Source organism: Neolewinella marina, from assembly GCF_002631205.1.
Classification (GTDB): Bacteria; Bacteroidota; Bacteroidia; order Chitinophagales; family Saprospiraceae; genus Neolewinella; species Neolewinella marina.
Genome location: NZ_PDLO01000001.1, coordinates 429,066 through 452,849, shown reverse-complemented (window position 1 = coordinate 452,849; position 23,784 = coordinate 429,066). Strand labels below are relative to the sequence as shown.

Here is a 23,784-nt window from a genome sequence, read left to right as displayed (position 1 = left end):
GTACCCAGCTCTTCCACCGTACAATGTGAATCGTAAATCGTAAATCTCTATGAGTGGACATATAGCACCGGTACGTCAGCCGCTGGTTACGGGTCATAAGACCTATCACCAGATTACGGAGGACATCTGTCGGCCCACGGAAACGGCCCCCTCCCTCTCGTGGGTCATCACCTTCATCATCTCGGTGATCTGCCTCGGACTGTTCGCCTTCAGCGTCGCCTGGACGGTCTGGGTCGGTATCGGTTCCTGGAACCTGAACCGCACCATCAACTGGGGTTGGGACATCACCAACTTCGTCTGGTGGGTGGGTATCGGTCACGCCGGTACGCTTATCTCGGCCATCCTCCTGCTGTTCCGCCAGAAGTGGCGGACGGGGGTAAACCGCGCCGCGGAGGCCATGACGATCTTCGCCGTAATGTGTGCCGGACAGTTTCCCCTCATCCACATGGGGCGCCTCTGGCTGGCCATCTTCATCTTCCCTTACCCCAATACCCGGGGACCGCTGTGGGTAAACTTCAACAGCCCGCTGCTCTGGGACGTATTCGCCATCTCCACCTACTTCACCGTATCGCTGCTGTTCTGGTACGCCGGCCTGGTGCCTGACCTGGCTACCGTTCGCGACCGGGCCGTAGGACTCCGCAAGAAGATCTACAACATCTTCAGCTTCGGCTGGAACGGTTCGGCCAAGCACTGGCAGCGGTGGGAGAGCCTCTCGCTCATCCTCGCCGGCCTGGCTACGCCGCTGGTACTTTCGGTACACACCATCGTATCCTTTGACTTTGCCACCTCGGTGATCCCCGGCTGGCACACCACGATCTTCCCGCCCTACTTCGTTGCGGGGGCCATCTTCTCGGGCTTCGCCATGGTACTTACCCTGATGCTCATTGCCCGCAAGGTGCTTCACCTGGAGGACTACATCACCATCGAGCACATCGAGTCGATGAACAAGGTAATCCTGCTGACCGGCTCCATCGTCGGGGTAGCCTACCTCACCGAGCTCTTTATCGCCTGGTACTCGGGCTACATCTACGAGCAGTTCGCCTTCCTCAACCGGGTACTCGGACCATACTACTGGAGCTACATCGGCATGATGCTCTGTAACGTGATCTCCCCCCAGATCTTCTGGAGCCGGCGGTTGCGGACGAGCCTCTTCTGGACCTTCTTCATGTCGATCTTCATCAACATCGGGATGTGGTTCGAGCGCTTCGTCATCATCGCCACCACCCTGGCGCGGGACTACCTGCCCTCCAGCTGGAGCTACTACGTACCCACCTGGGTAGAGATCTGCATCTTCATCGGTACGCTGGGCCTCTTCTTCACCCTCTTCCTGATCTTCACCCGCGTTGCTCCCGTAGTGGCCATCGCCGAAATCAAGAGTATCCTGAAGACCGCCGGTGACCAGTACATCGGCCCCAACGCCCTGGCGCACTCCCACGCCCACGGTGCTGGCCACCACGGCACGGTAGTACCGCCGGAGGTGAACGACATCTCGGCCCGGGGAACGGTCGACATCGACGGAGAAAAAGACAAACCACTAGACTAAGCCGCTTAACGCGAACCAATACCATGGCAACAATCAGAATAGAACGAGACGGCGCGGACGCGGGTGCAGTGGCCACCGGCCAGGAAGCCGTAGCTGCCGGTCAGCGCAACATCCTCTTCGGGCTGTACGACGATGAAGTCAAGCTGCTCGACGCGGTAAAGGCCGCCAACGCCGACCACCTCGACATCGACGACGTGTACACTCCCTTCCCCGTCCACGGTCTGGACCCCCTGCTGGGGCTGGAGGAAAGCCGCCTTCACGTGGCCGGCTTCATCTTCGGTACCATCGGCTGTCTGTTCGGCTTCGGCTTCATGACCTGGGTGTTTACCCGCGACTGGCCCATCATTTTCGGTGGCAAGCCGTACTGGTCCGTGCCCGCCTTCATCCCCATCACCTTCGAGCTCACCGTACTGTTCTCGGCCGTGGGTATGGTGACGGTGTTCTATATCGTCAACGGTCTTGGCCCCGGCGCCGAACCCCGGCGTCTCCACGACCGCATCACCGACGACAAGTTCTGCATTGCCTTTGACGTGACCGACCTGGACGGTGCCGAAGTGGACCGCCTGCGCGACTACTTCGACCGCACCGGCGTAGAAACCGTGCACCAAAAAATGGTGGCGGCCTAACGGGCGCTTCCTCTCTAAACCCTTCCCGCATGAAACTGCACAACCTGATCATGATTCTCGTCCTTGCAGCGGCCGTCACCGCCTGCAGCGACGCGGAGGAAGACTTCCCCGGAAGCGAGTATATGCCGGACATGGCCCACTCGATCGCCATGGAAGCCAATACCTATAACTACTACTACTACAATACCTGGGACGACCGCTCGACGATCAAGCTGGGTGAGCTGGCCTACCCGAAGTACACCGTGGACGGTACCGTCCCCCGTGGCTACGCCGGACAGTACATCCCCGGAATGCAGCCCCCCGGTGGCCTCGGCGACGCGGAAAGCATGCTGGGCAAGCTGATGGAAAGCGACAGCCCCAACGCCATGGCCATCCCCACCAACGGCCACGTACCCTACTACTACGAGGATACCCCCGAAGGGCGCGAGGCGGCCATCGCCGACAACATGTCCAACCCTTTCCCCATCACCGAATCCGGACTGGTGCGCGGCGCCAACCTCTATAGCATCTACTGCGGCATCTGCCACGGTGAGGCCGGCGACGGACTGGGCTACATCTACGATACCGACAAGAACCCCCAGGCGAAGTACCCCGCGGCTCCGGCCAGCTTCCTCCGCCCGGAATTCCTGGAAGCTTCCAACGGCCGTTACTACCACGCCATCATGTACGGATACAACGTGATGGGTGGTTATGCCGACAAGATGAACTACGAGGAGCGGTGGCAGGTGATCCACTTCATCCGCAGCCTGCAGGCGAAGGAAACCGAAACCGAGTACACCGAGCAGGTCAACACCTTCAACCCTTCGGTGGCGACTCCCCTGGTGGACTTCGATCCCCTGGCCCACCGTTCGACCCCCTTCACGAACGAAGCCACCGACAATCCGGAGCTGATGAGCGAGGCTGCCACCAACGGCCCTGCCCAATCGACCTTCCGCAAGAAATAACGACCCTTCATCTTTAGTGGCGGCCCGCCGCCACCAAATCGAATAACTCCCCATGGAGAACTTTGTATTCTCTTCCCGCGCCAAGACAACGAACCTAGCCCTGATGGGCGTCGGACTCATCTGTCTGATCATCAGTTACTTCGTTGACGGTGGGGAAGGTCACCACATGCGGTTCTGGACCAACTTCCTCCACAACTCCGTCTTCTTCCTGGGCATCGCCGCCCTGGCCGGTTTCGCCCTGGCCGCCTTCACCACGGCCTACGCCGGGTGGTTCGTGCAGTTCAAGCGGGTATGGGAAAGCTTCAGCACCTTCCTGCTGCCGGGACTCTTCCTGATGGGCGTTATCATCGTGGGCCTCTGGCTTCACAGTCACCACCTCTACCACTGGAACGATGACGCCGCGGTACTGGAGGATCCCATCCTTTCGCACAAGTCCTCCTTCCTCAACAAGTACTGGTTCACCTTCGGCACCATCGCCTTTGTCGGACTCTGGTACTTCCTGCTGGGCAAGATGCGCAACATCAGCCTGGCCGAGGACCGCGACGACAACGACACCAACTTCAGCTACTACCGCCGCTACAAGGTGTACGCCGCCATCTTCCTGCCCATCTTCGGCTTTACCAGCGCCGCGATGATCTGGCAGTGGGTGATGTCGATCGACAGCCACTGGTACTCGACGATGTTTGCCTGGTACGCTTCGGCCTCCCTCTTTGTAGCCATGACCGCACTGACGATCATGCTGCTGATCTACCTGAAGAGCCGCGGCTACTTCACCATGGTGACCGCCGAGCACTTCCACGACCTTGGCAAGTACCTCTTTGCCATCTCCATCTTCTGGACCTACCTGTGGTTCAGCCAGTTCATGCTGATCTGGTACGCCAACGTAGGGGAGGAGACCATCTACTTCCGCGAGCGGATGCAGAACTACCCGGTACTGTTCTGGGCCAACCTGGCCATCAACTTCGTACTGCCCTTCTTCGTCCTGATGCGCAACGACACCAAGCGCAAGATGGGAACCCTGTTCTTCGCTTCGGCCTTTGTCTTTTTCGGCCACTGGCTCGACTTTTTCAACATGATCAAGCCCGGTGCCCGCCTCACCCTGATCGAAATGGCCGCCCACGAGGAAGGTCACGCCGGAGCCGACCACGGTGACACCGCCGTCATGGGCCACGATGAGCACGCCGACGAGCACGAAGGCGACGAAACCGCCGCCCTCGCCGCCGGTGAGGTAGTCAGCGAAGGAGACAACCTCCAGGACCCCGCCGGACACGACGATGCCCTGGACAACGACAACATCCACTTCGACGCTTCCGCCCAGGACGACAACGTACCCGTCGCGAACGAATTCCGCGGTGGCCCGCCCGAGACCCGCGGTGTAGGCCCCAATGAACTGGCCACCGCAACCGACCGCACGGATCCCGACGTATTCGAGCCCAACCAGTTCATCCAGGAGGAGCACTTCGGCGACAACGAAATGATCGGTCACCTGGAAGCGGCCGGTGGTCACAGCGAAGCCCTCCACACCCTCGGCTTCAAGTCCGGCTACACCCTGCCCGGCCTGCTGGAAATCGGAACTTTCCTCGGCTTCCTCGGCGGCTTCCTGTTCTTCGTCATGAGCAAGTTGTCCACCGCCCGTCTGGAGCCGAAGAACGACCCCTACCTGGAAGAAAGCATTCACCACCACACCTAGCATTCATTGTTTAGACCAAGTCTAAACAAGGGGTTTGGTGGTAACCAACTTAAGCACCACTCGTTAATTTTACAGCCGTTTCCACCCATAGGGGCCGACGGCACGAAACGAAGCTAATATACTGGTATGACTACGTTGATCGTCTTTATTTGCATAGCGATGCTACTGCTCATTATCGTGCAGGTAGCCCGGGTCCGTGACCTGGCCAAGAAACTGCGCGGTAGCGAGGAAATTGAAGCAAAGGCTACCGAATCTACCGGGAAGGGACTGCTGTTCTTTATGGTTGCCCTGCTCGTGATCACTACGGTGTCGGCCATCTACTACAAGAACTACATCCTCGGGTTCGGTCCCCATCAATCGGCCTCGGTGCACGGTGAGGAGATCGACAGCATGATGAAGTGGACGCTGGGGGTAACCTACGTCACCTACATTCTGACCCACATCGCCCTGTTCTACTATGCCTTCAAATACCGCAGCCGCAAGGGACGCAAGGCGCAGTACATGAGCCACAACAACACGGTAGAGCTGGTCTGGACGGGTATTCCCGCCATCGTCATGACCTTCCTCGTCGTAGGTGGTCTGGATGCCTGGAACGAAATCATGAGCGACGTAGGCGAGGACGACAACTACATGGAAATCGAAGCCACCGGTTACCAGTTCGCGTGGCAGATGCGCTACCCCGGCCCCGACGGGCTGCTGGGTCGCCGGGACTTCCGCCTCATCACCGGTGCCAACCCCCTCGGCCAGGATTGGTCGGACCCCAAGAACCACGACGACATCCTCGTCAACGACGTGACCCTGCCCGTAGACCAGAAGGTCCGGGTACGCATCATCGCCAAGGACGTTTTGCACGACTTCTACCTGCCCCAGTTCCGGGTCAAGATGGACGCCGTGCCCGGCCTGCCTACCTACTTCGTCTTTACCCCCCGCCTTACCACCAAGGAGTGGCGCAAGGGACTGTCGGAATACCCCGAATACCAGGAACTGGATCCGGAGTCGGACAGCGGGCAGCAGCTCTGGGAAACCCGCAACTTCGAGCTGGCCTGCGCCGAGCTCTGCGGAATCGGCCACTGGTCGATGGCCCGGACGGTCACCATCATGGAACAGGACGAGTTTGACACCTGGTACGCCGGTCAGACCTCCTACTACGAAGCCAACATCAAGGGTACCGAGTACGACCCCCTGTTCATGGCCAATGTTGAGGAGCGCCGCAACGGCCTGAAGCAGGCTGTCAGCCAGGCGATGGAAACGCCCGGCAACGACGACAACTACATCAGCCTGGATCACGTATCCTTTGAGGACGGCACCGCCGACTTCACCAACGGCAGCCAGTACCAACTCGACGACGTAGTCGCTCTCCTGGAGGAGAACGACGGGGTAGGGGTGTTCCTGATGGGCCACACCGCCGGCTCCGGCGACCAGGCGGCTGATCAGGAGCTGAGCAGCCAGCGGGCCGAAGCCATCCGCAGCTACCTCATCGAGGCCGGTATCGACGGCAGCCGTATCCAGTCGCGCGGCTACGGCAGCAGCCAGCTGATGACGACCTCCGGCGGCGACACTGACGCAGCCAACGCTCACATTGAAATGTACATTACTGAGGGAGGCGTATCGGAGCCCAGCGCGGCCGACCTCTCCTCCAAGTAATTTATCTTTAAGAAATACCTAATAATCTGAATTCCATGGCTACAGCAGCAGCACCAACGATGGCCCCGCTGAAGCGCGAAGAAGCGCTGATCGAGGAATTTGGGTACGATGATCACTTCCACGATCACCACCACGGTGATAAGTACCAGTCGAACTTCGTCTCCCACTATATTTTCAGCATGGATCACAAGATGATCGCCAAGCAGTTCCTGATCACGGGAATGTTCTGGGCCATCATCGGTGCCGTCATGTCGCTGATCTTCCGTATGCAGCTGGGCTTCCCCGAGGAAAGCCTGGCCTGGCTCAAGCCGTTGCTGGGTAAGTGGATTACCGTCAACAGCGAGGGTATCGGTACCCTGCAGCAAGACTTCTACTACGCCCTGGTTACCATGCACGGTACCATCCTGGTGTTCTTCGTACTGACCGCCGGTCTGTCGGGTACCTTCAGCAACCTGCTGATCCCCTTGATGATCGGTGCCCGCGACATGGCCTCGCCGCTGCTCAACATGCTCAGCTACTGGTTCTTCTTCGTATCCGGTACGATCATGTTCGCCTCCCTCTTCCTCTCCACCGGTCCCTTCGCCGGCGGCTGGGTGGCCTACCCGCCACTGTCGGCCCTGCCACAGGCCATGGACGGATCCGGTGCGGGTATGACGCTGTGGACGATCTCCCTGGTGCTGCTGGTCGTCTCCCTGCTGCTGGGGGGCATCAACTACATCACCACCGTCCTGAACCTGCGGACCAAGGGCATGAGCATGTGGCGCCTGCCGCTGCCCATCTGGGCCTTCTTCGTCACCGCCATCCTGGGTCTGCTGTCCTTCCCCGTACTTACCTCGGCCTTCTTCCTGCTGATGCTGGACCGCGGTATTGGCACGAGCTTCTACCTCAGCGACATCTACATCGGCGGTGCCGCCCTTGACCACGTTGGTGGTAGCCCCATCCTGTACCAGCACCTTTTCTGGTTCCTGGGCCACCCCGAGGTGTACATCATCATCCTGCCGGCCTTCGGTATCGTATCCGAGGTACTTTCGGTCAACAGCCGCAAACCCATCTTCGGTTACCAGGCCATGGTGTTCTCCATCCTCGCGATCGCCTTCCTGGCCTTCATCGTGTGGGCCCACCACATGTTCATGTCGGGCATCAACCCCTTCATTGCCAACTTCTTCGTGATCTTCACGCTGATCATCGCCGTTCCCTCGGCCGTAAAGGTGTTCAACTGGATCGCGACCCTTTACGGTGGTAACATCCGCTTTAACCCCGCCAGCCTGTTTGCCATCGGCTTCGTGTCGATGTTCATCTCGGGTGGTCTGACCGGTATCTGGCTCGGTAACTCGGCCCTTGACATCCAGCTGCACGACACCTACTTCGTAGTAGCCCACTTTCACATCGTAATGGGTGTGGCCGCTTTCTTCGGCATGTACTCTGGCATCTACCACTGGTTCCCCAAGATGTACGGTCGCTTCATGAACGATACCCTCGGCAAGGTCCACTTCTGGGGTACCATGATCGGAGCCTACTGTGTATTCTGGCCCATGCACTACCTGGGTATGGCCGGCGTTCCCCGTCGCTACTACAGCTTCGACAGCTTCCAGACCTTTGGCCACTTCGACGGGATGAACAAGTTCATCACCATCGCCGCCATCATCACCTTCGGTTTCCAGCTGCTCTTCGTGATCAACTACTTCTGGAGCATCTGGCGCGGCCGTAAGATGACCACCAAGAACCCGTACAACGCCAACACCCTGGAGTGGACCACGCCCATCGAGGTGGGTCACGGCAACTGGCCGGGCAAACTGCCCACCGTTCAGCGTTGGGCCTACGACTACAGCAAAGACGGCATCGACCACATCTCCCAGGTGCAACCCATCATGGAGGGCGAATCCGTCGACCACTAATCACCTACCCGACGCCCCCCCGGGGGTGTTCTGGCGACCCGTAGTTCGTAGGCCAGCCGCCGCGGCTACGGGTCGTTTTTTAATCGCATGAAAGCATCAACCACAAGTCGGACGCACGCTTCGGAATTTGCCCGCCGGGTCAGTGACCTGGCTGCCCTGGTCAAGTTCCGGCTGTCGGCCACCGTTGTCCTTTCCTCCGTACTGGCCTACCTCGTAGCGCTGGAAAGCGGGGGAGTGAGCTGGTGGGCCGTTTCCGTGCTGACCGCGGGCGGTTTTCTCACCACCGCCGCCGCCAACATCCTGAACGAGGTACTCGAGAAGGATTATGACCGGCAGATGGAGCGCACCCGCCGCCGCCCCCTGGCCGAAGGCCGAATGGGCAGCAGTGAAGCCCTCCTCCTGGCGGGCTTCGCCAGCCTGGGCGGCATCTCCCTGCTGGCGCTGTTCAACCCCTGGACCGCCATTCTCGGCATGCTCTCCCTGGTAAGTTACGCCTTCGTCTATACCCCCCTCAAGCGGGTGGGCCCCGTGGCCGTGGTCGTAGGTGCCGTACCCGGAGCACTGCCGGCCCTCATCGGCTGCGCCGCGGCCGAGGGCGCCATCACCGGACTGGGCGTTACCCTGTTCACCATTCAGTTCTTCTGGCAGCTGCCCCACTTTTACGCCATTGGCTACCTGGGCAGCGCCGATTACCGCAAGGCCGGTTTCCGCCTGGTTCCCGAAGTAAATGGGGAGGTGGACGTACGGACCCTGGGGCGGGATTCCATCCTGGCCACGGCCGTACTGATTCCCCTGAGCCTATTGCCCTACGCCCTGGGCATCACCGGCGGCTGGACCGCCGTGGTGGTCGTGGGTCTCGGGCTGGCCTTTTTCTACTACGCCCTGATGTTCTATCGTCGTCCGGAGCGGTCGACGGCACTCCGGATGATGTTCTTCTCCTTTGCCTACCTGCCGCTGGTGTTTACGGCGTACTGGGCCGGTAAACTATTTTTATCATGAGTGCAATTGAAACAACCTTGAATCACCGCATCGATACCCCTTCCCGGCGCAGCAAGCTTCATCCCCTGAAGTTCGCCATGTACGTAGGCCTGGGTAGCCTGGTAATGATGTTCATCGCCCTGACCAGCGCCTACATCGTGCGCCGCGCCTCGGGCAACTGGCTGGAATTTTCGATCCCAACCATTTTCTACGTCAACACTTTGGTCATCGTGGTCAGTAGCCTAACTTTGCACGCCGCGTACGGAGCCTTCAAACGGGAGGCGGAACGTGCGTACCGGGCCTTGTTGTCGGTGACCTTCCTGCTCGGACTGGCCTTCCTTATCCTCCAGTATATGGGGTGGCAGGAACTGGCCGCGCAGGGCATTCCGCTGAAGATCAATCCGGCCGGTGACTTCGTCTACGCCATCAGCTGGCTGCACGCCCTGCACGTCGTGGGGGGGGTGGCGGCCCTGCTGGTTTCGGTAGCCTTTGCCTACGGCATCAAGCTGCGGCGCACACCGGCTCGCCAGTTGCGTCTAGAATTGACCCTGATCTACTGGCATTTTGTCGATGCGCTCTGGATCTACCTCATCCTTTTCCTGAGCCTGCAACGCTAGTCTCACTATAATATCTTATCAACGTAACCGATATGACCGAAGAAAGAGATACGGATATCATCATCGCGGAAGACCACAAACCGGAGCTGAACAACGATTGGTCAGGTGGTGATCGCAAGCCCTTCCGTACTTCGTACGGTAAGCTGATGATGTGGTACTTCCTGCTGTCCGACGCCTTCACTTTCGCGGGCTTCCTGATTTCCTACGGCGCCCTGCGCTTCAGCAGTCCCAGCTGGCCCGTGCCGGATAAGGTATTTGCCACCGCCCCCTTTGGCATCAACGAATATTTCCCCAACGGTGAAGCTCCCCTGATCTTCGTCACCTTCATGTCGTTCCTGCTGATCATCAGCTCGGGCACCATGGTCCGGGCCGTACAGGAAGGCGCCCGCGAGAACAAGCGTGGCGTGGTGTTCTGGATGCTGCTCACCGTACTGGGCGGCGCCGGCTTCCTTGGCTGTCAGGCCTGGGAATGGACCAACCTGATCGTAAAGGAAAACATGACGGTGTCCACCAACCCCTTCGGCACCTACGTGGAGAACGGTTACTACCTCGATCCCGAAACCGGTGAGATCACCGACGAGGAAGTGGTGGAAGGAGAAACCTACCTGCTGCACGTGGCCGGGCAGTCCCACGGCGAGGAAGCAGCCGATGATCACGGCGACGACCACGGTGAGGCCCACTTTGCCTACTCCACCGTCCCCGGTGATTACCCCGGTTACGTAGTCGACGGCCTGCGCCCCGACGGAACGGGAGACCCCACCGCCAAGCCCTTCATCCACCGCAAGTACGTGGTGGTCGACGAGGAAACCAACGAGCAGCTGCTGAAGGTGCAGGAGTTTGGCCCCCCGGCCTTCGGTGCCCTCTTCTTCGGCATCACCGGCTTCCACGGTTTCCACGTGGCTACCGGAGTCATCTTTCTGCTGATCATCCTGATCAACGCCGGCAGTGGAGTATACGTAGCCCGGATGAACGGCTACGAAATGGTAGAGAAGATCGGACTGTACTGGCACTTCGTAGACCTTGTCTGGGTCTTCGTATTCCTGGTCTTTTACCTCCTCTAATCCACCACTTCAAAGAACCATATCCTCCGGTGGTACGCCGCCGGAGCATCTAACGATACCCACTTTATTATGGCACAACATCTCAGCTACGAAGAATCGGTACGGGGCGTATGGAAAGGCCTGGGCCTCCTGGCCGCCGTCACCGTCGTGGAAGTACTCCTCTCCCTGCTCAAGGCAGCGGAATTCGCCGAGTCCATCCGCCCCCTGATCTACGTCGCCTCCCTGCTGATCATCGCCCTGTCGATCTACAAGGCGTACTTCATCGTTTACGAATTCATGCACATGGGCTACGAGGTCAAGGGTTTGGCCATGACCGTACTGCTGCCGACGCTCCTGCTCCTCTGGGCCCTCATTGCCTTCTTCAACGAAGGAGACGCCTGGCGGAAGAGCCGCGAAAAGGTGCTGTACAAGGACCAGCTCGAACTCCCCGCCGGAGACGAGGTCGGTATGTCGGACGACAACAACCTGCTGTACCTGTCGCAGGAATCCTAGACCACCCCGCCTGGTCTACGGGAATGAGAAGGTCTGTGGCCCCGGCCCCAGACCTTCTCTGTTTTTGAGGCTGCCCGCTCACAGTTTCGTCAAAATGAGCGGGAAGTACATCCCTCCCGTGGCCACCCCGTTATTAGAGTAAATCCCCCGAACCAATGGCCGATACCAAGAAGATCCTGAATACCGGCGTACTGCTGCTGTTGCTGGTGGGCTTTCCCCTCGTGTCGTTCCTGTATCTGCGCGGCGGTACCAAATACCGTAAGGAAGCCATCGCTACCCAGGAAGACTTCGGGAAGATGCCCAACCTCTATGACCTGGAGGCCGTCCGTGGATCGCTGCCACCCGACCTGCGCGGGGCCATGACGGTAGTGGGGTGGCTGGATCCTTCGAAGGAACCCGGCACCCGCGTGTACGGCCAGATGCTGGACAGCCTCTACCAGCAGTTTCAGGACAGCCCCAACCTGTACTTCACTACCATCCTGTTGGCCGAGAAGCCTAAGGAAAGCGCCGATGCCTTCGCCGAGCAATTTAACCTGCCGGACGACCCCATGCTCAGCTTCCTTCGCGCCGACGAACGCAGTTTCGCCGCCACCGCGGAGGCTTTCCAGTTGCCACTTGGCGAGTACGACTCCCCAGGCATCCAGCCCGTGGTGGCCCTGGTAGACAGCTCACAGACCATCGTAAAGCACTACGACCTCGCCCGCCGCGACGAAGCCATCGGGCTGGTACAGCTCGTCTCCCTCATCATTCCCCTGCCGGAGAAAAAAGAGATCATCCTCGACCGTGGAAAAGAACTATAGCATGCCCACCCCCCGCCACCCGGAGCTGAAGACCTACCCCTCACTGGCCGGCCCCCTGAAGATCGCTACCTACGTGTTCTCGGCGGTCGTCCTGGCCCTGGTATTCGTAATGCGGGAAGTCACCTTGTCCATCGACTGGGACGTGAGCTTCCTGCCCGCGGTAAACGCTTCCCTGAATGGACTTACCGCCCTGGCCCTGGTCTTTTCCCTGTACTACGTGAAGCGGGGACAGTTCGTCCACCACCGCAACGCCAACGCCGTGGCCCTCGGCCTGTCTGTGTTGTTCCTGCTGTGTTACGTGGCCTACCACTTCACCACTCCGGAAGTAATTTTCGGAGACGCCGACGGCAACGGCGTGCTGTCCGAAGCCGAGCGCCTGGCCGTGAGTGGTACCCGGCCCTGGTACCTGGTTATCCTCATCAGTCACATCACCCTGGCCGGCATCCTTTTGCCCTTTATTTTGTTAACCACGGTACGGGCGATTACCGGTCAGTGGTCCCTCCACGCTAAAATGGCCCGCTATGTGTGGCCCCTGTGGTTCTACGTAGCCATCACCGGGCCGGTTGTCTACCTGATGCTCCGTTCCTACTACCCCTAACCTCCTGCCATGAAAAAGCTGCTGCCCCTCTGCCTCGTCTTTGTCCTGCTGTTGATCGGTGGTGACCTGCTGGCCCAGTGCCCCATGTGCCGGGCCACGGCCGAGAGCAACCTGGCCAACGGGGGAACCGAAGGGCAGGGCCTCAACCAGGGAATCCTGTACCTGCTGGGCATGCCTTACGTGCTCGTCGGAGCCATCGCCTTTATCTGGTGGAAGTACCGGAAGCGGGAGCACGAAGTTGCGTAGCCACCAGCAATTGGTCGGCCGTACCCTTGGGTAGGGTTTCTTCCCGCCCCCCATATATAATGCGCATACTGCCATCGTAGGACTCCCGCGCCGCCACCTTGATGACGGCATCGAGCCGCAGCCCTTTCTCGTTCAGGTACCGCAAGAAGTCGGGAGAAGAATTTTCCAGACCAGTCAGGATCACCACGTCACCCGGTTCGCAGCCGCTGAGGCGCTGTCCGATCCGTGCGGAGATATTGCCCTGCCGGTCCGGGATCGGGGAGCCGTGGGGATCAAAATCCGGGGAACCCAACAGTTGGTCCATCCGCTCGAAGAGGGCCGGGCTGTCAATGTGCTCGATCTGTTCGGCGATGGGGTGAACCTCCTCCCAGCCAAAACCCATTTTCTCCACCAGGTACATCTCGGTCAAGCGATGCTTGCGCACCACCAGGGCGGCCTGTTTCCGGCCCTCCTCCGTCAGTCGCAGGGGGCGGTAGCGCTCGTACTCCAGCAACCCCTGTTCGGCCAGCCGCTTGATCATGCTGTTCGCTGACGGCTTGCTCACCCCCAACTCCGCACTCAGGTCGCTGATGGAGACGGTATCGCGCTGCCGACTCAGGGCAAGCAGGGCTTTCAGGTAATTTTCAACGGTCGGGCTTGCCATGCCGCAAAATAAAGAAGAAAGATTGGCAAACAATGTTAGCCTATGCTAACTTTGTAGTTCAATAAAGCTAAGTAACATGTTTTACTCTTCTTCCTTGCGGCGGTGCGCAGGTTCCGTAGTTCTCAAAAACGGCCTGGTTTTACTGGCGATGTTGCTGGCTAATTTTTTGTCCGGACAGGGCTATACGGCCTCCGGAGTGGTGGTAGGTACGGACGGGCTACCCCTCGAACTGGTATCGGTGCAGGCGGAAGGGGAGGGCCGGGGCACCTTTACGGAGGCAGACGGTACGTTTACGCTCAAGGGGCTCCCGGAAGGAACGGTAACCCTGCGGTTTTCCAGTCTTGGCTTCCAGCCGTGGCGGGAGGAGGTACACCTGGGACCGGGGGACGAGGCACCCGCATTGACCATTGTTCTGGAGGAGCGCGGTGCCGTCCTGGAGCAAGTGGTGGTGAGCGGTAACCTCAAGGAGGTCAGCCGCAGCAGCAGTCCGGTACCTATCGAAGTGTATACCGCTCAGTACTTCGCGGCCAACCCCGCACCCAACTTCTTTGAATCCCTGCAACAGGTCAACGGGGTGCGCCCCCAGCTCAACTGCAATGTGTGTAACACGGGTGACATCCACATCAACGGCCTGGAGGGCCCCTATACGATGGTGCTGCTCGACGGTATGCCGATCGTGAGCGGACTTTCTACGGTTTACGGACTGACCGGCATCCCCCAGCGGCTGGTGGAAAGGATGGAAGTGGTTAAGGGACCCGCCTCCACCCTTTACGGCTCGGAAGCGGTGGGTGGATTGATCAATATCATTACCCAGCGCCCCGGAAGCGGACCAAAGCTGGTCGCCGACGCCATGGTCACCAGCTGGGGGGAGACGAATATCGACCTGGGCCTCAATCAACGCATAGGTGAGGGGAGCAGCACCCTGCTCGGGGTCAATTACTTCCGCTACGCCAATCCCATCGATAATAACGGCGACAACTTCACGGATGTCACCCTGCAGGACCGCATCTCGGTATTCAACAAGTGGACCTTTGACCGGGCGGACGGTCGCGACTTCACCCTGGCCGCCCGCTACCTCTACGAGGACCGCTGGGGCGGGGAGCTGAACTTCGGCCCGGCCTTCCGCGGCGGTGACGAGGTGTACGGCGAAAGCATCTACACCAACCGCTGGGAATCCATCGGCAGCTATCAACTGGCGGTACCCGGGGAGGCCTTTTTCCGCTTCAGCCTGAATGGGCATTACCACGATTCCGCCTACGGCAACACCATCTACCTGGGCAAGCAGTACATCGGCTTCGGTCAGCTTACCTACCGTCCGGAACTCACCGGTCGCCACGACCTGCTCTTCGGTACCGCCTACCGCTATACCTGGTACGACGACAATACCACGGCCACCGGCGGTGAAACCGGCAACGCGCCCTCGGTTACCTCTCTGCCCGGTGCCTTCGTGCAGGACGAATTCCGCATTAACCGCCACAATACCTTGTTGCTGGGCCTCCGCTTCGACCACAACAACCGCCACGGGGCCATCCTGACCCCCCGCCTGAACTACAAGTGGAACGACCGCGACCAGTCCAACGTCTTCCGCCTCAGCATCGGCAATGGCTACCGGGTAGCGAATGTATTCACCGAAGACCACGCCGCCCTGACGGGTGCCCGCCAGGTAGTCTTCGCCGCGGAACTCCAGCCGGAAACTTCGTGGAACGCCAACGTGAACTACGTGCGCCGCATCTACGACTGGGACTGGGGCATCGTGGGACTGGACGCCAGCCTGTGGTATACCCGCTTCGGTAACCGCATCCTGCCCGACTACGAATCCAACCCCAACCAGATCATCTACGACAACCTCGATGGCTACGCGGTTTCCCGCGGTGGTAGCCTCAACGTCGACCTGAACCTTACCAGTGGTACCCTGGCGAACCTGGGCATTACCCTGCAGGATGTCTTCGTGAATGAAGACGGCACCCGGCAGCGGCAACTCCTCACCGAGGGCGCGTCGGCCGTCTGGAAAATCACCCAGCCCTTTCCCCGCGGCTGGTCGGTGGACTATACCGGCAACCTGTACGGCCCCATGCGACTGCCGCTGCTGGGGGAACTGGACAACCGACCCGCCATGTCGCCCTGGTTCAGCCTGCAGAATATCCAGGTGACCAAGGCGTGGGGCGAATCGGTGGAGGTATACGGCGGCGTCAAGAACCTGCTGAACTACACCCCGCCGGCCAACAGCATCGCCCGGCCGTTTGATCCCTTCGACCGGGAAGTGGCGTTCGGGGCGGACGGACAGGTGCTGGCTACTCCGAACAACCCACACGCCCTGACCTTCGACCCCTCTTACGTTTTCGCGCCGAACCAGGGCATCCGTCTTTTCCTGGGCTTCCGTTATAGTCTGCCGTAGGGAGACTTACCTTGGGGCGATAATCTGACACGTATGCCCGCCATCAACCTGCTGGACAAGTTCTCCCGTTTCTCCGACCAATGGTCACCGAAAGTCATCGCCGAGCTGAACGGACAGGCCGTCAAACTGGCGAAGGTGCAGGGCACCTTCGTCTGGCACGACCACGCCGAGGAGGACGAGCTGTTCTTCGTGGTGCGCGGCACCCTGCTGATCGACTTCGAGGACCGGGAGACGGTTCGCCTCGAGCCCGGGGAGCTCTACGTGGTGCCCCGCGGGGTACGCCATTGCCCCCGCACGGAAGGGGAGGAGGAAGTGTGGCTGATGCTCCTGGAGCCCATCTCCACGAAACACACCGGGGAGGTAGAAGACGCCCGTACGGTCAGGACCTACGACCGGCTTTAGGCCCAATGTGCGCTCCGTAGTACTTTTGCCCCTATGTCTACCGAACGCAACCCCTGGACCCGCAAGTCCACCGACATCCGCTACGAGAACCCCTGGATCCGGGTGGAGCACCACGAGGTCGTCAATCCGGCGGGGAAGGATGGCATTTACGGGCTCGTCCGCTACAAGAACCACGCCATCGGCATTGTCCCCATCGATGAGGAAGGCTATACCTACCTGGTAGGGCAGTACCGCTACGCCCTCGACGAATACAGCTGGGAGATCCCGGAGGGTGGCTGCCCGGTAGGGACAAGTACACTGGAGACCGCGAAGCGCGAACTGCGGGAGGAAACGGGACTGGTCGCCGCCGAATGGGAGCACATCATGGAGTTCCACCTCAGCAACTCCGTTAGTGACGAATGGGGGGTAGCTTACGTGGCCCGCCAGCTGCGACAGGAAGCGGCCGAGCCGGAGGATACGGAGGACCTGCGCCTGCGTCGGGTGCCCCTGCGGGAGGCGATTGAGATGACGCTCGACGGAAGAATCAAGGATGCACTGAGCATCCTGGCCCTCCAGCGCGTTGCACTAATGGGCATTAGTTAGGCAACTCGGGCGACGAAAGAAAATTTCGAAACAAAATGCGTTTTGCTTAGGGGGTAGGTACCCGAATTGGTGTCCTGGAAGCAGACGGACGAAGGCGATTGTCGGCGGGCGTCGCGATCGACCGAATGGTCTTCGTCCTAACCTCAAAGTAAAATCATGGATTCTGTCAATAAAATTGCCTTACTCGAACAGTTCGACCTCTTTGACGGACTGAGCGCCGATGAAAAGAAGCGCCTCAGCGAAACCATGGAGTTCAAGAAGAAACCCCGCTACTCCGTAATCTACCAGCCCGGAGAACCCAGCGAGCACATCTTCCTGCTGGCCAAGGGGCCCATCAAGATCAGCACCCACAGCAACGAGGGCAAGGAGGTGATCAAGCAACTCATCCACCCCGAGGCCGTCTTTGGTGAGCTGGCCCTGGTGGGGGAGACCACCCGCTCGGAAACCGCCCACTCGCTGAAGGAGGAGGTACATTACTACACCATCCGCGTGGCCGATTTCCAGCGCATCGTCTTCGGTAACCCCACCCTGAGCCGCCGTATCCTCAACCTCTTCGGCAAGCGCATGATGGCCGCCGAGCACAAACTCGAAGACCTCATCTTCAAGGATGCCCGCAGCCGCATCGTCGGTTTCCTGCACCAGGTGGTCAGCGAGCGCGGCCGCCGCGTGGGCTACGAGATGCTGCTGAAGCACAGCCTCACCCACCAGGACATCGCCAACATCACCTGCACCAGCCGGCAGACGGTCACCCTGGTCCTCAACGAGCTCCGCAAGGAAAACCTCATCTACTTCAACCGCGGCCGCATCCTGGTCCGCGACATGGACGAACTGCTGGCCAGTGCCGCCTGAGGCATCCCGGTTGGCTGACTAACTTTGCGGTTCCACAAATAAATGGACTCCCGGCCGGCGGCAACGCCGGGCGGGAGTTTCTCGTTCGTTGCCTATGCGCCTGCCGATTCTGCTTTGTCTTACCCTGCTCTTCACCGGTTGCTACTCCTTCCGGGGTATTACCATCCCCGAAGGGGTGGAGCGGGCCTACGTACCGGTATTCCTGGACAACTCCCTCGGGGCCCCGCCGACGCTGGCCATGGACCTGACGGAATCGCTGCGCGACAAGGTCCGCGACGAGGCCCGCCTGATCGTCACCGAGGACAATCCGGACATCGAGATTCGCGGCACCCTGGTGGATTTCCGGGTGACCGCCGAAGGCGCCAGTGCCGGCAATGAGACGGCGGCCTTCTCCAAACTCAACCGCCTGACCATCGTGGTGGCCATCGAGTACACCAACCTGCTGGACCCCAGCGCGGAAAACTGGAAGAGCAACTTTACGGAGTACTTCCCCTTCCCCGGCGAGCAGACCCTGGCCAGCGTACAGGACGAGGCAATCGCCGAGATCCTGGAAAACCTGAACGAGAAAATCTTTAACCGGGCCTTCGCCGACGACTGGTAGGGCAGGCTAGCATTCCGGGCGCGCCACGGAAACGTGGACGGCCAGCCCGCCTTCCGCGGTTTCCTTGTACTTGCTGTGCATGTGCTGGGCGGTTTCCCACATCGTAGCCACCACGGCGTCGAAGTGGACCACCGCGTTGCTGGCGTTGCCGGCCAGGGCCAGGTTGGAGGCCGTGATGGCCTTCATGGCGCCCATGGCGTTGCGCTCGATGCAGGGCACCTGTACCAGTCCGCCGATCGGGTCGCAGGTGAGCCCCAGGTGGTGTTCCATAGCGATCTCGGCGGCCTGCAGTACCTGCTTCGTACTGCCCCCGAGTACTTCGGTCAGTCCGGCGGCGGCCATGGCTGAACTGACTCCTACCTCAGCCTGACAGCCACCCACGGCGGCGCTGATGGTAGCCCCTTGCTTGAAGAGGGCACCGATTTGTCCGCTGCTCAGGAAGAAGCGCATCAGGTCATCCTCCCCGAAATTGCCGAAGAGGTAGTGATAAAGTAGCACGGCCGGAATGACCCCGGCGGCCCCGTTGGTGGGGGAGGTAACCACGCGGCCGAGGGCGGCGTTCTCCTCGTTGACGGCCAGGGCGAAACAGCTGATCCACTGGTTCACCGTGGAGAAGTCGCGGGTAGTGCGGCGGATGGCGTCGAGCCACTGCTTGCGGTCGGGGTATACCTTGCCGGCCAGCAATTTGCGGTTCAGGGCGGCGGCGCGCCGCTTCACGTTCAGTCCGCCGGGCAGCACGCCCTCGGTGTGGCAGCCCCGGTAGACGCAGTTCAGCATCACCTGGAAGAGGTTCTCCACCCGCCGGTGGATCTCCTCGCTGGAATAGATGCACCGCTCGTTTTCGTACAGCAGCCTGGTGATGGTCTTGCCGGAGCGGGCCGACAGGGCGATCATCTTCTCGCCGGAGGACACGTCGTGGACAAAATTGTAATCCTGCTCCACCGCCGCGGTATGCCCTTCCCGCTCGATGAACCCGCCCCCGAGGGAGAAATACGTTTCCCGCCGCAGTTCGCCCGCATCGGTCAGGGCGGTGAAAATCAGGGTGTTGGGGTGGCCGGGATGAGTGGTGGGTTGAAAGACGATGTCGTCGCGGAAAGAAAAGGGAACGGCCGTTCCATTGACCATCAGGGTGCCGGAGGTTTTGACCTTCTCGATCAACTCGGGGATGTCGCGGGTGGGAATGGTAACCGGATCGAAGCCCTGGAGACCGAGGACAACGGCGATGTCGGTGCCGTGGCCGACCCCGGTTTTTGCCAGGGAGCCAAAGAGCTGTACCCCCAGGCTTTGCACCTGCGCCCCCGCCAGTTCGCGGGCAAAATCCTGACCCGCCCGCCACGGTCCCAGGGTGTGGGAGGAGGAAGGGCCGACGCCAATTTTGTAGATGTCGAAAACGCTAAGACGGGACATAGGATAGGGTTAGGGAAGGCAAACCGTTGCCATGACAACGGATACAAAGATACGGTCGGCGGAGCAAGCCCGGGCCGGCATAAACGGCTTTAGTCGCGCCAGACGAAGGGAAAAAGCACGATGCCCACGGCCAGGGCGATGAGGTCGACGGCCACGGTGAGGTAGATCGGCTGCCAGACGTCGTTGCTGCCCGCGTCGATGGCGTACAGTCCCGCATCGAGCAAAAGCTTCAGCAGGGGGATCACCAGCGGAAATGAGAGAATGGCCATCAGGGTGCCACTTCCCCCGGCCCGGGCGGTGATGGCCGACACGAAGGTGAGGATGGCCGATAGTCCGATGCCGCCGAAGAAGACGGCGAGGAGAAGGGGCAGGGGATACACCACTACCGCCAGCGGAGCGAACAGGGAAAGCAGGGCAAAGGTGAGCCCCCCGATCAGCCAGATCACAATGGCGTTGAAGATCAACTTGCTGAACAGCAGGGCCAATGGGCCGGCCACGGTATAGTAGTAGTAGTGGCGCCGGCCGCCCTCCCGCAGGAAGCTCCGCCCCGCCGCCACGGTAGCCCCGAAGAAAAGAATGATCCAGTACAGGGCGTTGAATACCGGACCCTCCAGCGCATTGCCCACCGACAGGTAGACGATGACCACCGTAGTGATGACGTAAAGGAAAATACTACCCAGGGCGTACTTGTCTCGCCACTCAAGGCGCAGTTCCCAATGCAGGAGTTTATAAATTTGCCGTACCGTGGACATAGGACGGGCAAAGATACGTCCGCATCCACGCTAAGCTGCCCCCGCTGCGTTTATACTTCCCTTACTGAAACCGAACCGAATGACCCTGCTCTCCCGAATCTTGTTGCTGACCTGCCTCCTGGGCGGTGGCGTCCTGCAGGCCGAGCAGCTGGCCGTGGAAGCCCGCCGGGGGGACGGGATCTACTCCCTCCTGCGGCGCTACAACCTCGTGGCCTATGGCTGCAATATCGATGAATTCAAGCGGCTTAACCGGCTGAACAGCAACAGCAAGCTGATGGTGGGCTACCGCTACGAATTGCCCATTGAGGTGTTCCAGTACGACGGGAAAAGTATCCGCAGCACCACGGGGAACGATAACTGGGACCGCGCCGTAGCGATCAAGGAGTACAACGAGGACCTGTTGGCCGCGGGGCTGCGCGAAAGCGATTACCGCGACGACCGGGTACTCTGGGTGCCCTACCACATCGACCACTGCTCGGGCAACCTCGGCTTCACCAAAACGGAACCGGACATCGTAAACCTGGGAGAGAACGCCGGCAGCGAGGAGGAACTGGAGCGGCTGAAGGACCGGGCCGCCGACCGCGACCCCATCGCGGTGCCGGAGCAGGTGACCCGCTCCGGCCCCCGCACCTTCAAGATCTTTGGCGACACTTACGCCGAGGTACCGCTGATCGACCGCAGCCTGGCCGGACGCATCTTCTACATCGTAGCCGGCCACGGCGGGCCCGACCCCGGCGCGGTGGGGCGGCGGGGCGACCACCTGCTCGCGGAAGACGAATACGCCTACGACGTAGCCCTGCGCCTCTGCCGCAATATCCTCCAGCACGGTGGCACCCCGTACATGATCATCCGGGATGAGAACGACGGCATCCGCGACGACGAATACCTGACCCCCGACAGCGACGAAACAGTGTGGGGGGGAGCTTCCCTGCCCCGCAGCCAGAAGGCGCGGCTGTTCCAGCGGTCGGACATCATCAACGCCCTCTACGACGAAAACCTCGCCAAGGGTATCGTGGACCAGACCATGATTGCCATCCACATCGACAGCCGCCACCGGGGGCAGCGCATTGATGTATTCCTCTACTACCCGGAAGGTGACCTGCGGGGCGCCCACCGCGCCGAGCAGATCCAGCGCACCTTCAGCGCGAAGTACGACCAGTACCGTCCCGGGCGGGGCTACGAGGGGTCGGTCAGTGAGCGCGACCTGCACATGCTGCGGGAAACCAAGCCCAGTGGAGTGTACATTGAGCTGGCCAACATCGCCAACAGCAGCGACCAGCAACGCATCATCAACCCCCGCAACCGTCAGTTGCTGGCCGATTGGCTGCTGATGGGCTTGTACGACTAGCTTGCTCCGGTGGGGGAGGGCGGACTACTGCCCGTGATCCACCACGTCCAGCACCGAACGGAAGGAAACGAAGTTGCCCTTGAACCGGCGGTCGTGCATCTGCTGGTGGTCAAAGGCGAACTTCTCCTGGTAGATGTCGAAGGCCGGCCGGGAACTCACGGTAAACTGCAGGGCGTAGGTCACCCCGTCGGTCTCGTCCACGCCCAGCAGCCGGCTGAACTTGTAGTCCTCGAAGACGCCGCTCTCCATCACGTGGGGGATGTAGGACTGCTGCATCCAGCTCACCCAGTCTTCGTGGATGCCGTGTTCGATCTTGTTGGTGATGTTGTAGAGTAGCATGGCGGTGGGGTAGCGTTAGTCTTCCCGCGTGATGCGGGCCCCGAGGGCGCGCAGTCGCGTGTCGATGTTCTGGTAACCGCGGTCGATCTGGTAGATGTTGTCGATCCGGCTGGTGCCCTCGGCCGACAGGGCGGCGATCAAAAGGCTGACGCCGGCGCGGATGTCGGGGCTGGTCATGCGGATCCCGCGCAGCGGGTTGCGGCGGTCCATCCCGATGACGGTAGCCCGGTGGGGGTCACAGAGGATGATCTGTGCTCCCATGTCGATCAGTTTGTCCACGAAGAAGAGCCGGCTCTCGAACATCTTCTGGTGAAAGAGTACCGCGCCCCGTGCCTGGATGGCGGTGACCAGGGCGATACTCATCAGGTCGGGGGTGAATCCCGGCCAGGGGGCATCGTAGATGGTCAGGATGCCGCCGTCGAGGAAGTTCTGGACCTCGTAGTGCTCCTGGGGGGGGATGCGGATGTCGTCACCGAGGTATTCCATCTGGATGCCGAGCCGCTCGAAGGTGCGCGGAATGATGCCGAGCATGTCGAGCCGCACGTCCTTGATGGTGATGTCGCTCTGGGTGATGGCCGCCAGCCCGATGAAGCTGCCGATCTCGATCATGTCGGGCAGCATCCGGTGGGTACAGCCGCCGAGGCGGTCGACCCCCTCCACCTTGAGCAAATTGGAGCCGATGCCCTCGATACGGGCGCCCATGCTGTTGAGCATCTGCGACAGCTGCTGGAGGTAGGGCTCGCAGGCGGCGTTGTAGATGGTGGTTTCTCCCTTGGCCAGCACGGCGGCCATCAGTACGTTGGCCGTACCGGTGACGCTGATCTCGTCCATGTGGATGAAGGTGCCCTTCAGTCCGTCGGTACGGAAGGCGTAGATGTTTTTGGTGTCGTCGTACTCGAAGTCAGCGCCCAGGGCCTGCAGTCCGAGCAGGTGGGCGTCCAGACGGCGGCGTCCGATCTTGTCGCCGCCGGGCTTCGGCAGGCTGGCTTGTCCGTAGCGGTTCAGCAGGGGGGCGATCAGCATTACCGAGCCCCGGATCCGCTGGGCGTCCCGCACGTAGTCCGCGCTGAGTACGTAATCCAGGTTGATGTTGCGGGCGGTGATCGTGACCGTTTGCCGGTCGTGGCGATCCACCTCCGCGCCGAGGCCGGCGATCAGGGAGAGCAATTTGTTGACGTCCTCGATGTCCGGCAGGTTCTCTACCCGCACGGGTTCGGCCGTGAGCAGGGTGGCGCTCAGGATTTGCAGGGCTTCATTTTTGGCGCCCTGGGGGACGATTTCACCGGAAAGCTGGTGGCCTCCCTCAACGATAAAGGTTCCGTTCGTATTCAT

General features: G+C 60.5%; 24 protein-coding genes. 19 read left to right on the top strand and 5 right to left on the bottom strand.

Annotated elements, in window-relative coordinates; translation table 11 throughout:
* Positions 1–49: 49 nt before the first annotated feature.
* The 13 genes from nrfD (at position 50) to CGL56_RS01730 (ending at position 13,134) form a co-directional block, all read left to right on the top strand.
* Entirely contained in the window at positions 50–1,543 is a 1,494-nt protein-coding gene (gene nrfD, locus CGL56_RS01790) for an NrfD/PsrC family molybdoenzyme membrane anchor subunit (protein WP_099104782.1), read from the top strand.
* A gap of 23 nt (positions 1,544–1,566) precedes the next feature.
* A complete protein-coding gene (locus CGL56_RS01785) occupies positions 1,567–2,169 on the top strand; it encodes a DUF3341 domain-containing protein (protein WP_099104781.1) in 603 nt (200 codons plus the stop codon).
* Between the two features lie 29 nt (positions 2,170–2,198).
* Entirely contained in the window at positions 2,199–3,113 is a 915-nt protein-coding gene (locus CGL56_RS01780) for a c-type cytochrome (protein ID WP_099104780.1), read from the top strand.
* Between the two features lie 52 nt (positions 3,114–3,165).
* The gene (locus tag CGL56_RS01775) at positions 3,166–4,803 is read left to right on the top strand and encodes a hypothetical protein (RefSeq protein WP_187305563.1); all 1,638 of its coding nucleotides are present in this window, start codon (positions 3,166–3,168) and stop codon (positions 4,801–4,803) included.
* Between the two features lie 159 nt (positions 4,804–4,962).
* Positions 4,963–6,447 carry an OmpA family protein gene (locus tag CGL56_RS01770; RefSeq protein ID WP_099104779.1) on the top strand — a complete coding sequence of 495 codons (1,485 nt, stop codon included), beginning with the start codon at positions 4,963–4,965 and terminating at the stop codon, positions 6,445–6,447.
* A gap of 35 nt (positions 6,448–6,482) precedes the next feature.
* Positions 6,483–8,342 carry a cytochrome c oxidase subunit I gene (locus CGL56_RS01765; protein ID WP_187305562.1) on the top strand — a complete coding sequence of 620 codons (1,860 nt, stop codon included), beginning with the start codon at positions 6,483–6,485 and terminating at the stop codon, positions 8,340–8,342.
* A gap of 87 nt (positions 8,343–8,429) precedes the next feature.
* Complete coding sequence (cyoE, locus tag CGL56_RS01760) at positions 8,430–9,341, top strand: heme o synthase (protein ID WP_099104777.1); 912 nt, start codon at positions 8,430–8,432, stop codon at positions 9,339–9,341.
* Positions 9,338–9,937, top strand: coding sequence for a cytochrome c oxidase subunit 3 (locus CGL56_RS01755; protein ID WP_209280261.1), 600 nt, complete (start codon positions 9,338–9,340; stop codon positions 9,935–9,937). Before cyoE ends, CGL56_RS01755 begins: the two co-directional genes overlap by 4 nt.
* 32 nt (positions 9,938–9,969) lie before the next feature.
* Positions 9,970–10,998: a cytochrome c oxidase subunit 3 gene (locus CGL56_RS01750; protein WP_099104776.1), complete on the top strand. Its 1,029-nt coding sequence runs from the start codon at positions 9,970–9,972 to the stop codon at positions 10,996–10,998.
* A gap of 69 nt (positions 10,999–11,067) precedes the next feature.
* Positions 11,068–11,490 carry a cytochrome C oxidase subunit IV family protein gene (locus CGL56_RS01745; protein WP_099104775.1) on the top strand — a complete coding sequence of 141 codons (423 nt, stop codon included), beginning with the start codon at positions 11,068–11,070 and terminating at the stop codon, positions 11,488–11,490.
* A 155-nt stretch (positions 11,491–11,645) separates the two neighbouring features.
* A complete protein-coding gene (locus CGL56_RS01740) occupies positions 11,646–12,290 on the top strand; it encodes a hypothetical protein (RefSeq protein WP_099104774.1) in 645 nt (214 codons plus the stop codon).
* Between the two features lies 1 nt (position 12,291).
* Entirely contained in the window at positions 12,292–12,888 is a 597-nt protein-coding gene (locus CGL56_RS01735; protein WP_099104773.1) for a DUF420 domain-containing protein, read from the top strand.
* 9 nt (positions 12,889–12,897) lie between these two features.
* On the top strand, positions 12,898–13,134 hold the full coding sequence (locus CGL56_RS01730; protein ID WP_099104772.1) for a hypothetical protein: 237 nt from the start codon (positions 12,898–12,900) through the stop codon (positions 13,132–13,134).
* Here CGL56_RS01730 and CGL56_RS01725 read toward each other — a convergent pair.
* Positions 13,091–13,777, bottom strand: coding sequence for a metal-dependent transcriptional regulator (locus CGL56_RS01725; RefSeq protein ID WP_099104771.1), 687 nt, complete (start codon positions 13,775–13,777; stop codon positions 13,091–13,093). The genes CGL56_RS01730 and CGL56_RS01725 overlap by 44 nt on opposite strands.
* 148 nt (positions 13,778–13,925) lie before the next feature.
* Between CGL56_RS01725 and CGL56_RS01720 the strand changes: the two genes are divergently transcribed.
* The 5 genes from CGL56_RS01720 to lptE all read left to right on the top strand — a co-directional run bounded on the left by CGL56_RS01720 (position 13,926) and on the right by lptE (position 18,606).
* Positions 13,926–16,172 (top strand): TonB-dependent receptor, encoded by a 2,247-nt coding sequence (locus CGL56_RS01720; RefSeq protein WP_099105495.1) that lies wholly within the window; start codon positions 13,926–13,928, stop codon positions 16,170–16,172.
* 33 nt (positions 16,173–16,205) lie between these two features.
* A complete protein-coding gene (locus CGL56_RS01715; RefSeq protein ID WP_099104770.1) occupies positions 16,206–16,574 on the top strand; it encodes a cupin domain-containing protein in 369 nt (122 codons plus the stop codon).
* Between the two features lie 33 nt (positions 16,575–16,607).
* Positions 16,608–17,156 carry an NUDIX domain-containing protein gene (locus CGL56_RS01710; RefSeq protein ID WP_099104769.1) on the top strand — a complete coding sequence of 183 codons (549 nt, stop codon included), beginning with the start codon at positions 16,608–16,610 and terminating at the stop codon, positions 17,154–17,156.
* A 156-nt stretch (positions 17,157–17,312) separates the two neighbouring features.
* The gene (locus tag CGL56_RS01705) at positions 17,313–18,005 is read left to right on the top strand and encodes a Crp/Fnr family transcriptional regulator (RefSeq protein ID WP_099104768.1); all 693 of its coding nucleotides are present in this window, start codon (positions 17,313–17,315) and stop codon (positions 18,003–18,005) included.
* Between the two features lie 94 nt (positions 18,006–18,099).
* On the top strand, positions 18,100–18,606 hold the full coding sequence (gene lptE / locus CGL56_RS01700; protein ID WP_099104767.1) for an LPS assembly lipoprotein LptE: 507 nt from the start codon (positions 18,100–18,102) through the stop codon (positions 18,604–18,606).
* 6 nt (positions 18,607–18,612) lie between these two features.
* Here the strand turns inward: lptE and CGL56_RS01695 are convergent, their stop codons facing one another.
* Positions 18,613–20,013, bottom strand: a complete 1,401-nt coding sequence (locus CGL56_RS01695; protein ID WP_099104766.1) for an L-serine ammonia-lyase — start codon at positions 20,011–20,013, stop codon at positions 18,613–18,615.
* 89 nt (positions 20,014–20,102) lie between these two features.
* On the bottom strand, positions 20,103–20,765 hold the full coding sequence (locus CGL56_RS01690) for a heme exporter protein CcmB (protein ID WP_099104765.1): 663 nt from the start codon (positions 20,763–20,765) through the stop codon (positions 20,103–20,105).
* A 79-nt stretch (positions 20,766–20,844) separates the two neighbouring features.
* Between CGL56_RS01690 and CGL56_RS01685 the strand changes: the two genes are divergently transcribed.
* Positions 20,845–22,113, top strand: coding sequence for an N-acetylmuramoyl-L-alanine amidase family protein (locus tag CGL56_RS01685; protein ID WP_099104764.1), 1,269 nt, complete (start codon positions 20,845–20,847; stop codon positions 22,111–22,113).
* A 24-nt stretch (positions 22,114–22,137) separates the two neighbouring features.
* Here CGL56_RS01685 and CGL56_RS01680 read toward each other — a convergent pair whose 3' ends face one another.
* Both CGL56_RS01680 and murA read right to left on the bottom strand, forming a co-directional pair.
* Entirely contained in the window at positions 22,138–22,452 is a 315-nt protein-coding gene (locus tag CGL56_RS01680) for a DUF4286 family protein (protein ID WP_099104763.1), read from the bottom strand.
* A gap of 15 nt (positions 22,453–22,467) precedes the next feature.
* Complete coding sequence (gene murA / locus CGL56_RS01675) at positions 22,468–23,784, bottom strand: UDP-N-acetylglucosamine 1-carboxyvinyltransferase (RefSeq protein WP_099104762.1); 1,317 nt, start codon at positions 23,782–23,784, stop codon at positions 22,468–22,470.

What these genes read in the sequence shown, in the direction of transcription:
- CGL56_RS01740 (WP_099104774.1), top strand. Translation starts at nt 11,646, where the DNA reads ATGGCCGATACCAAGAAGATCCTGAATACCGGCGTACTGCTGCTGTTG.
- cyoE (WP_099104777.1), top strand. Translation starts at nt 8,430, where the DNA reads ATGAAAGCATCAACCACAAGTCGGACGCACGCTTCGGAATTTGCCCGC.
- CGL56_RS01750 (WP_099104776.1), top strand. Translation starts at nt 9,970, where the DNA reads ATGACCGAAGAAAGAGATACGGATATCATCATCGCGGAAGACCACAAA.
- CGL56_RS01765 (WP_187305562.1), top strand. Translation starts at nt 6,483, where the DNA reads ATGGCTACAGCAGCAGCACCAACGATGGCCCCGCTGAAGCGCGAAGAA.
- CGL56_RS01725 (WP_099104771.1), bottom strand. Translation starts at nt 13,777, where the DNA reads ATGGCAAGCCCGACCGTTGAAAATTACCTGAAAGCCCTGCTTGCCCTG.
- CGL56_RS01780 (WP_099104780.1), top strand. Translation starts at nt 2,199, where the DNA reads ATGAAACTGCACAACCTGATCATGATTCTCGTCCTTGCAGCGGCCGTC.
- CGL56_RS01755 (WP_209280261.1), top strand. Translation starts at nt 9,338, where the DNA reads ATGAGTGCAATTGAAACAACCTTGAATCACCGCATCGATACCCCTTCC.
- CGL56_RS01690 (WP_099104765.1), bottom strand. Translation starts at nt 20,765, where the DNA reads ATGTCCACGGTACGGCAAATTTATAAACTCCTGCATTGGGAACTGCGC.
- CGL56_RS01695 (WP_099104766.1), bottom strand. Translation starts at nt 20,013, where the DNA reads ATGTCCCGTCTTAGCGTTTTCGACATCTACAAAATTGGCGTCGGCCCT.
- CGL56_RS01730 (WP_099104772.1), top strand. Translation starts at nt 12,898, where the DNA reads ATGAAAAAGCTGCTGCCCCTCTGCCTCGTCTTTGTCCTGCTGTTGATC.
- CGL56_RS01680 (WP_099104763.1), bottom strand. Translation starts at nt 22,452, where the DNA reads ATGCTACTCTACAACATCACCAACAAGATCGAACACGGCATCCACGAA.
- murA (WP_099104762.1), bottom strand. Translation starts at nt 23,784, where the DNA reads ATGAATACGAACGGAACCTTTATCGTTGAGGGAGGCCACCAGCTTTCC.
- CGL56_RS01770 (WP_099104779.1), top strand. Translation starts at nt 4,963, where the DNA reads ATGCTACTGCTCATTATCGTGCAGGTAGCCCGGGTCCGTGACCTGGCC.
- CGL56_RS01715 (WP_099104770.1), top strand. Translation starts at nt 16,206, where the DNA reads ATGCCCGCCATCAACCTGCTGGACAAGTTCTCCCGTTTCTCCGACCAA.
- nrfD (WP_099104782.1), top strand. Translation starts at nt 50, where the DNA reads ATGAGTGGACATATAGCACCGGTACGTCAGCCGCTGGTTACGGGTCAT.
- lptE (WP_099104767.1), top strand. Translation starts at nt 18,100, where the DNA reads ATGCGCCTGCCGATTCTGCTTTGTCTTACCCTGCTCTTCACCGGTTGC.
- CGL56_RS01685 (WP_099104764.1), top strand. Translation starts at nt 20,845, where the DNA reads ATGACCCTGCTCTCCCGAATCTTGTTGCTGACCTGCCTCCTGGGCGGT.
- CGL56_RS01745 (WP_099104775.1), top strand. Translation starts at nt 11,068, where the DNA reads ATGGCACAACATCTCAGCTACGAAGAATCGGTACGGGGCGTATGGAAA.
- CGL56_RS01705 (WP_099104768.1), top strand. Translation starts at nt 17,313, where the DNA reads ATGGATTCTGTCAATAAAATTGCCTTACTCGAACAGTTCGACCTCTTT.
- CGL56_RS01735 (WP_099104773.1), top strand. Translation starts at nt 12,292, where the DNA reads ATGCCCACCCCCCGCCACCCGGAGCTGAAGACCTACCCCTCACTGGCC.
- CGL56_RS01710 (WP_099104769.1), top strand. Translation starts at nt 16,608, where the DNA reads ATGTCTACCGAACGCAACCCCTGGACCCGCAAGTCCACCGACATCCGC.
- CGL56_RS01785 (WP_099104781.1), top strand. Translation starts at nt 1,567, where the DNA reads ATGGCAACAATCAGAATAGAACGAGACGGCGCGGACGCGGGTGCAGTG.
- CGL56_RS01775 (WP_187305563.1), top strand. Translation starts at nt 3,166, where the DNA reads ATGGAGAACTTTGTATTCTCTTCCCGCGCCAAGACAACGAACCTAGCC.
- CGL56_RS01720 (WP_099105495.1), top strand. Translation starts at nt 13,926, where the DNA reads ATGTTGCTGGCTAATTTTTTGTCCGGACAGGGCTATACGGCCTCCGGA.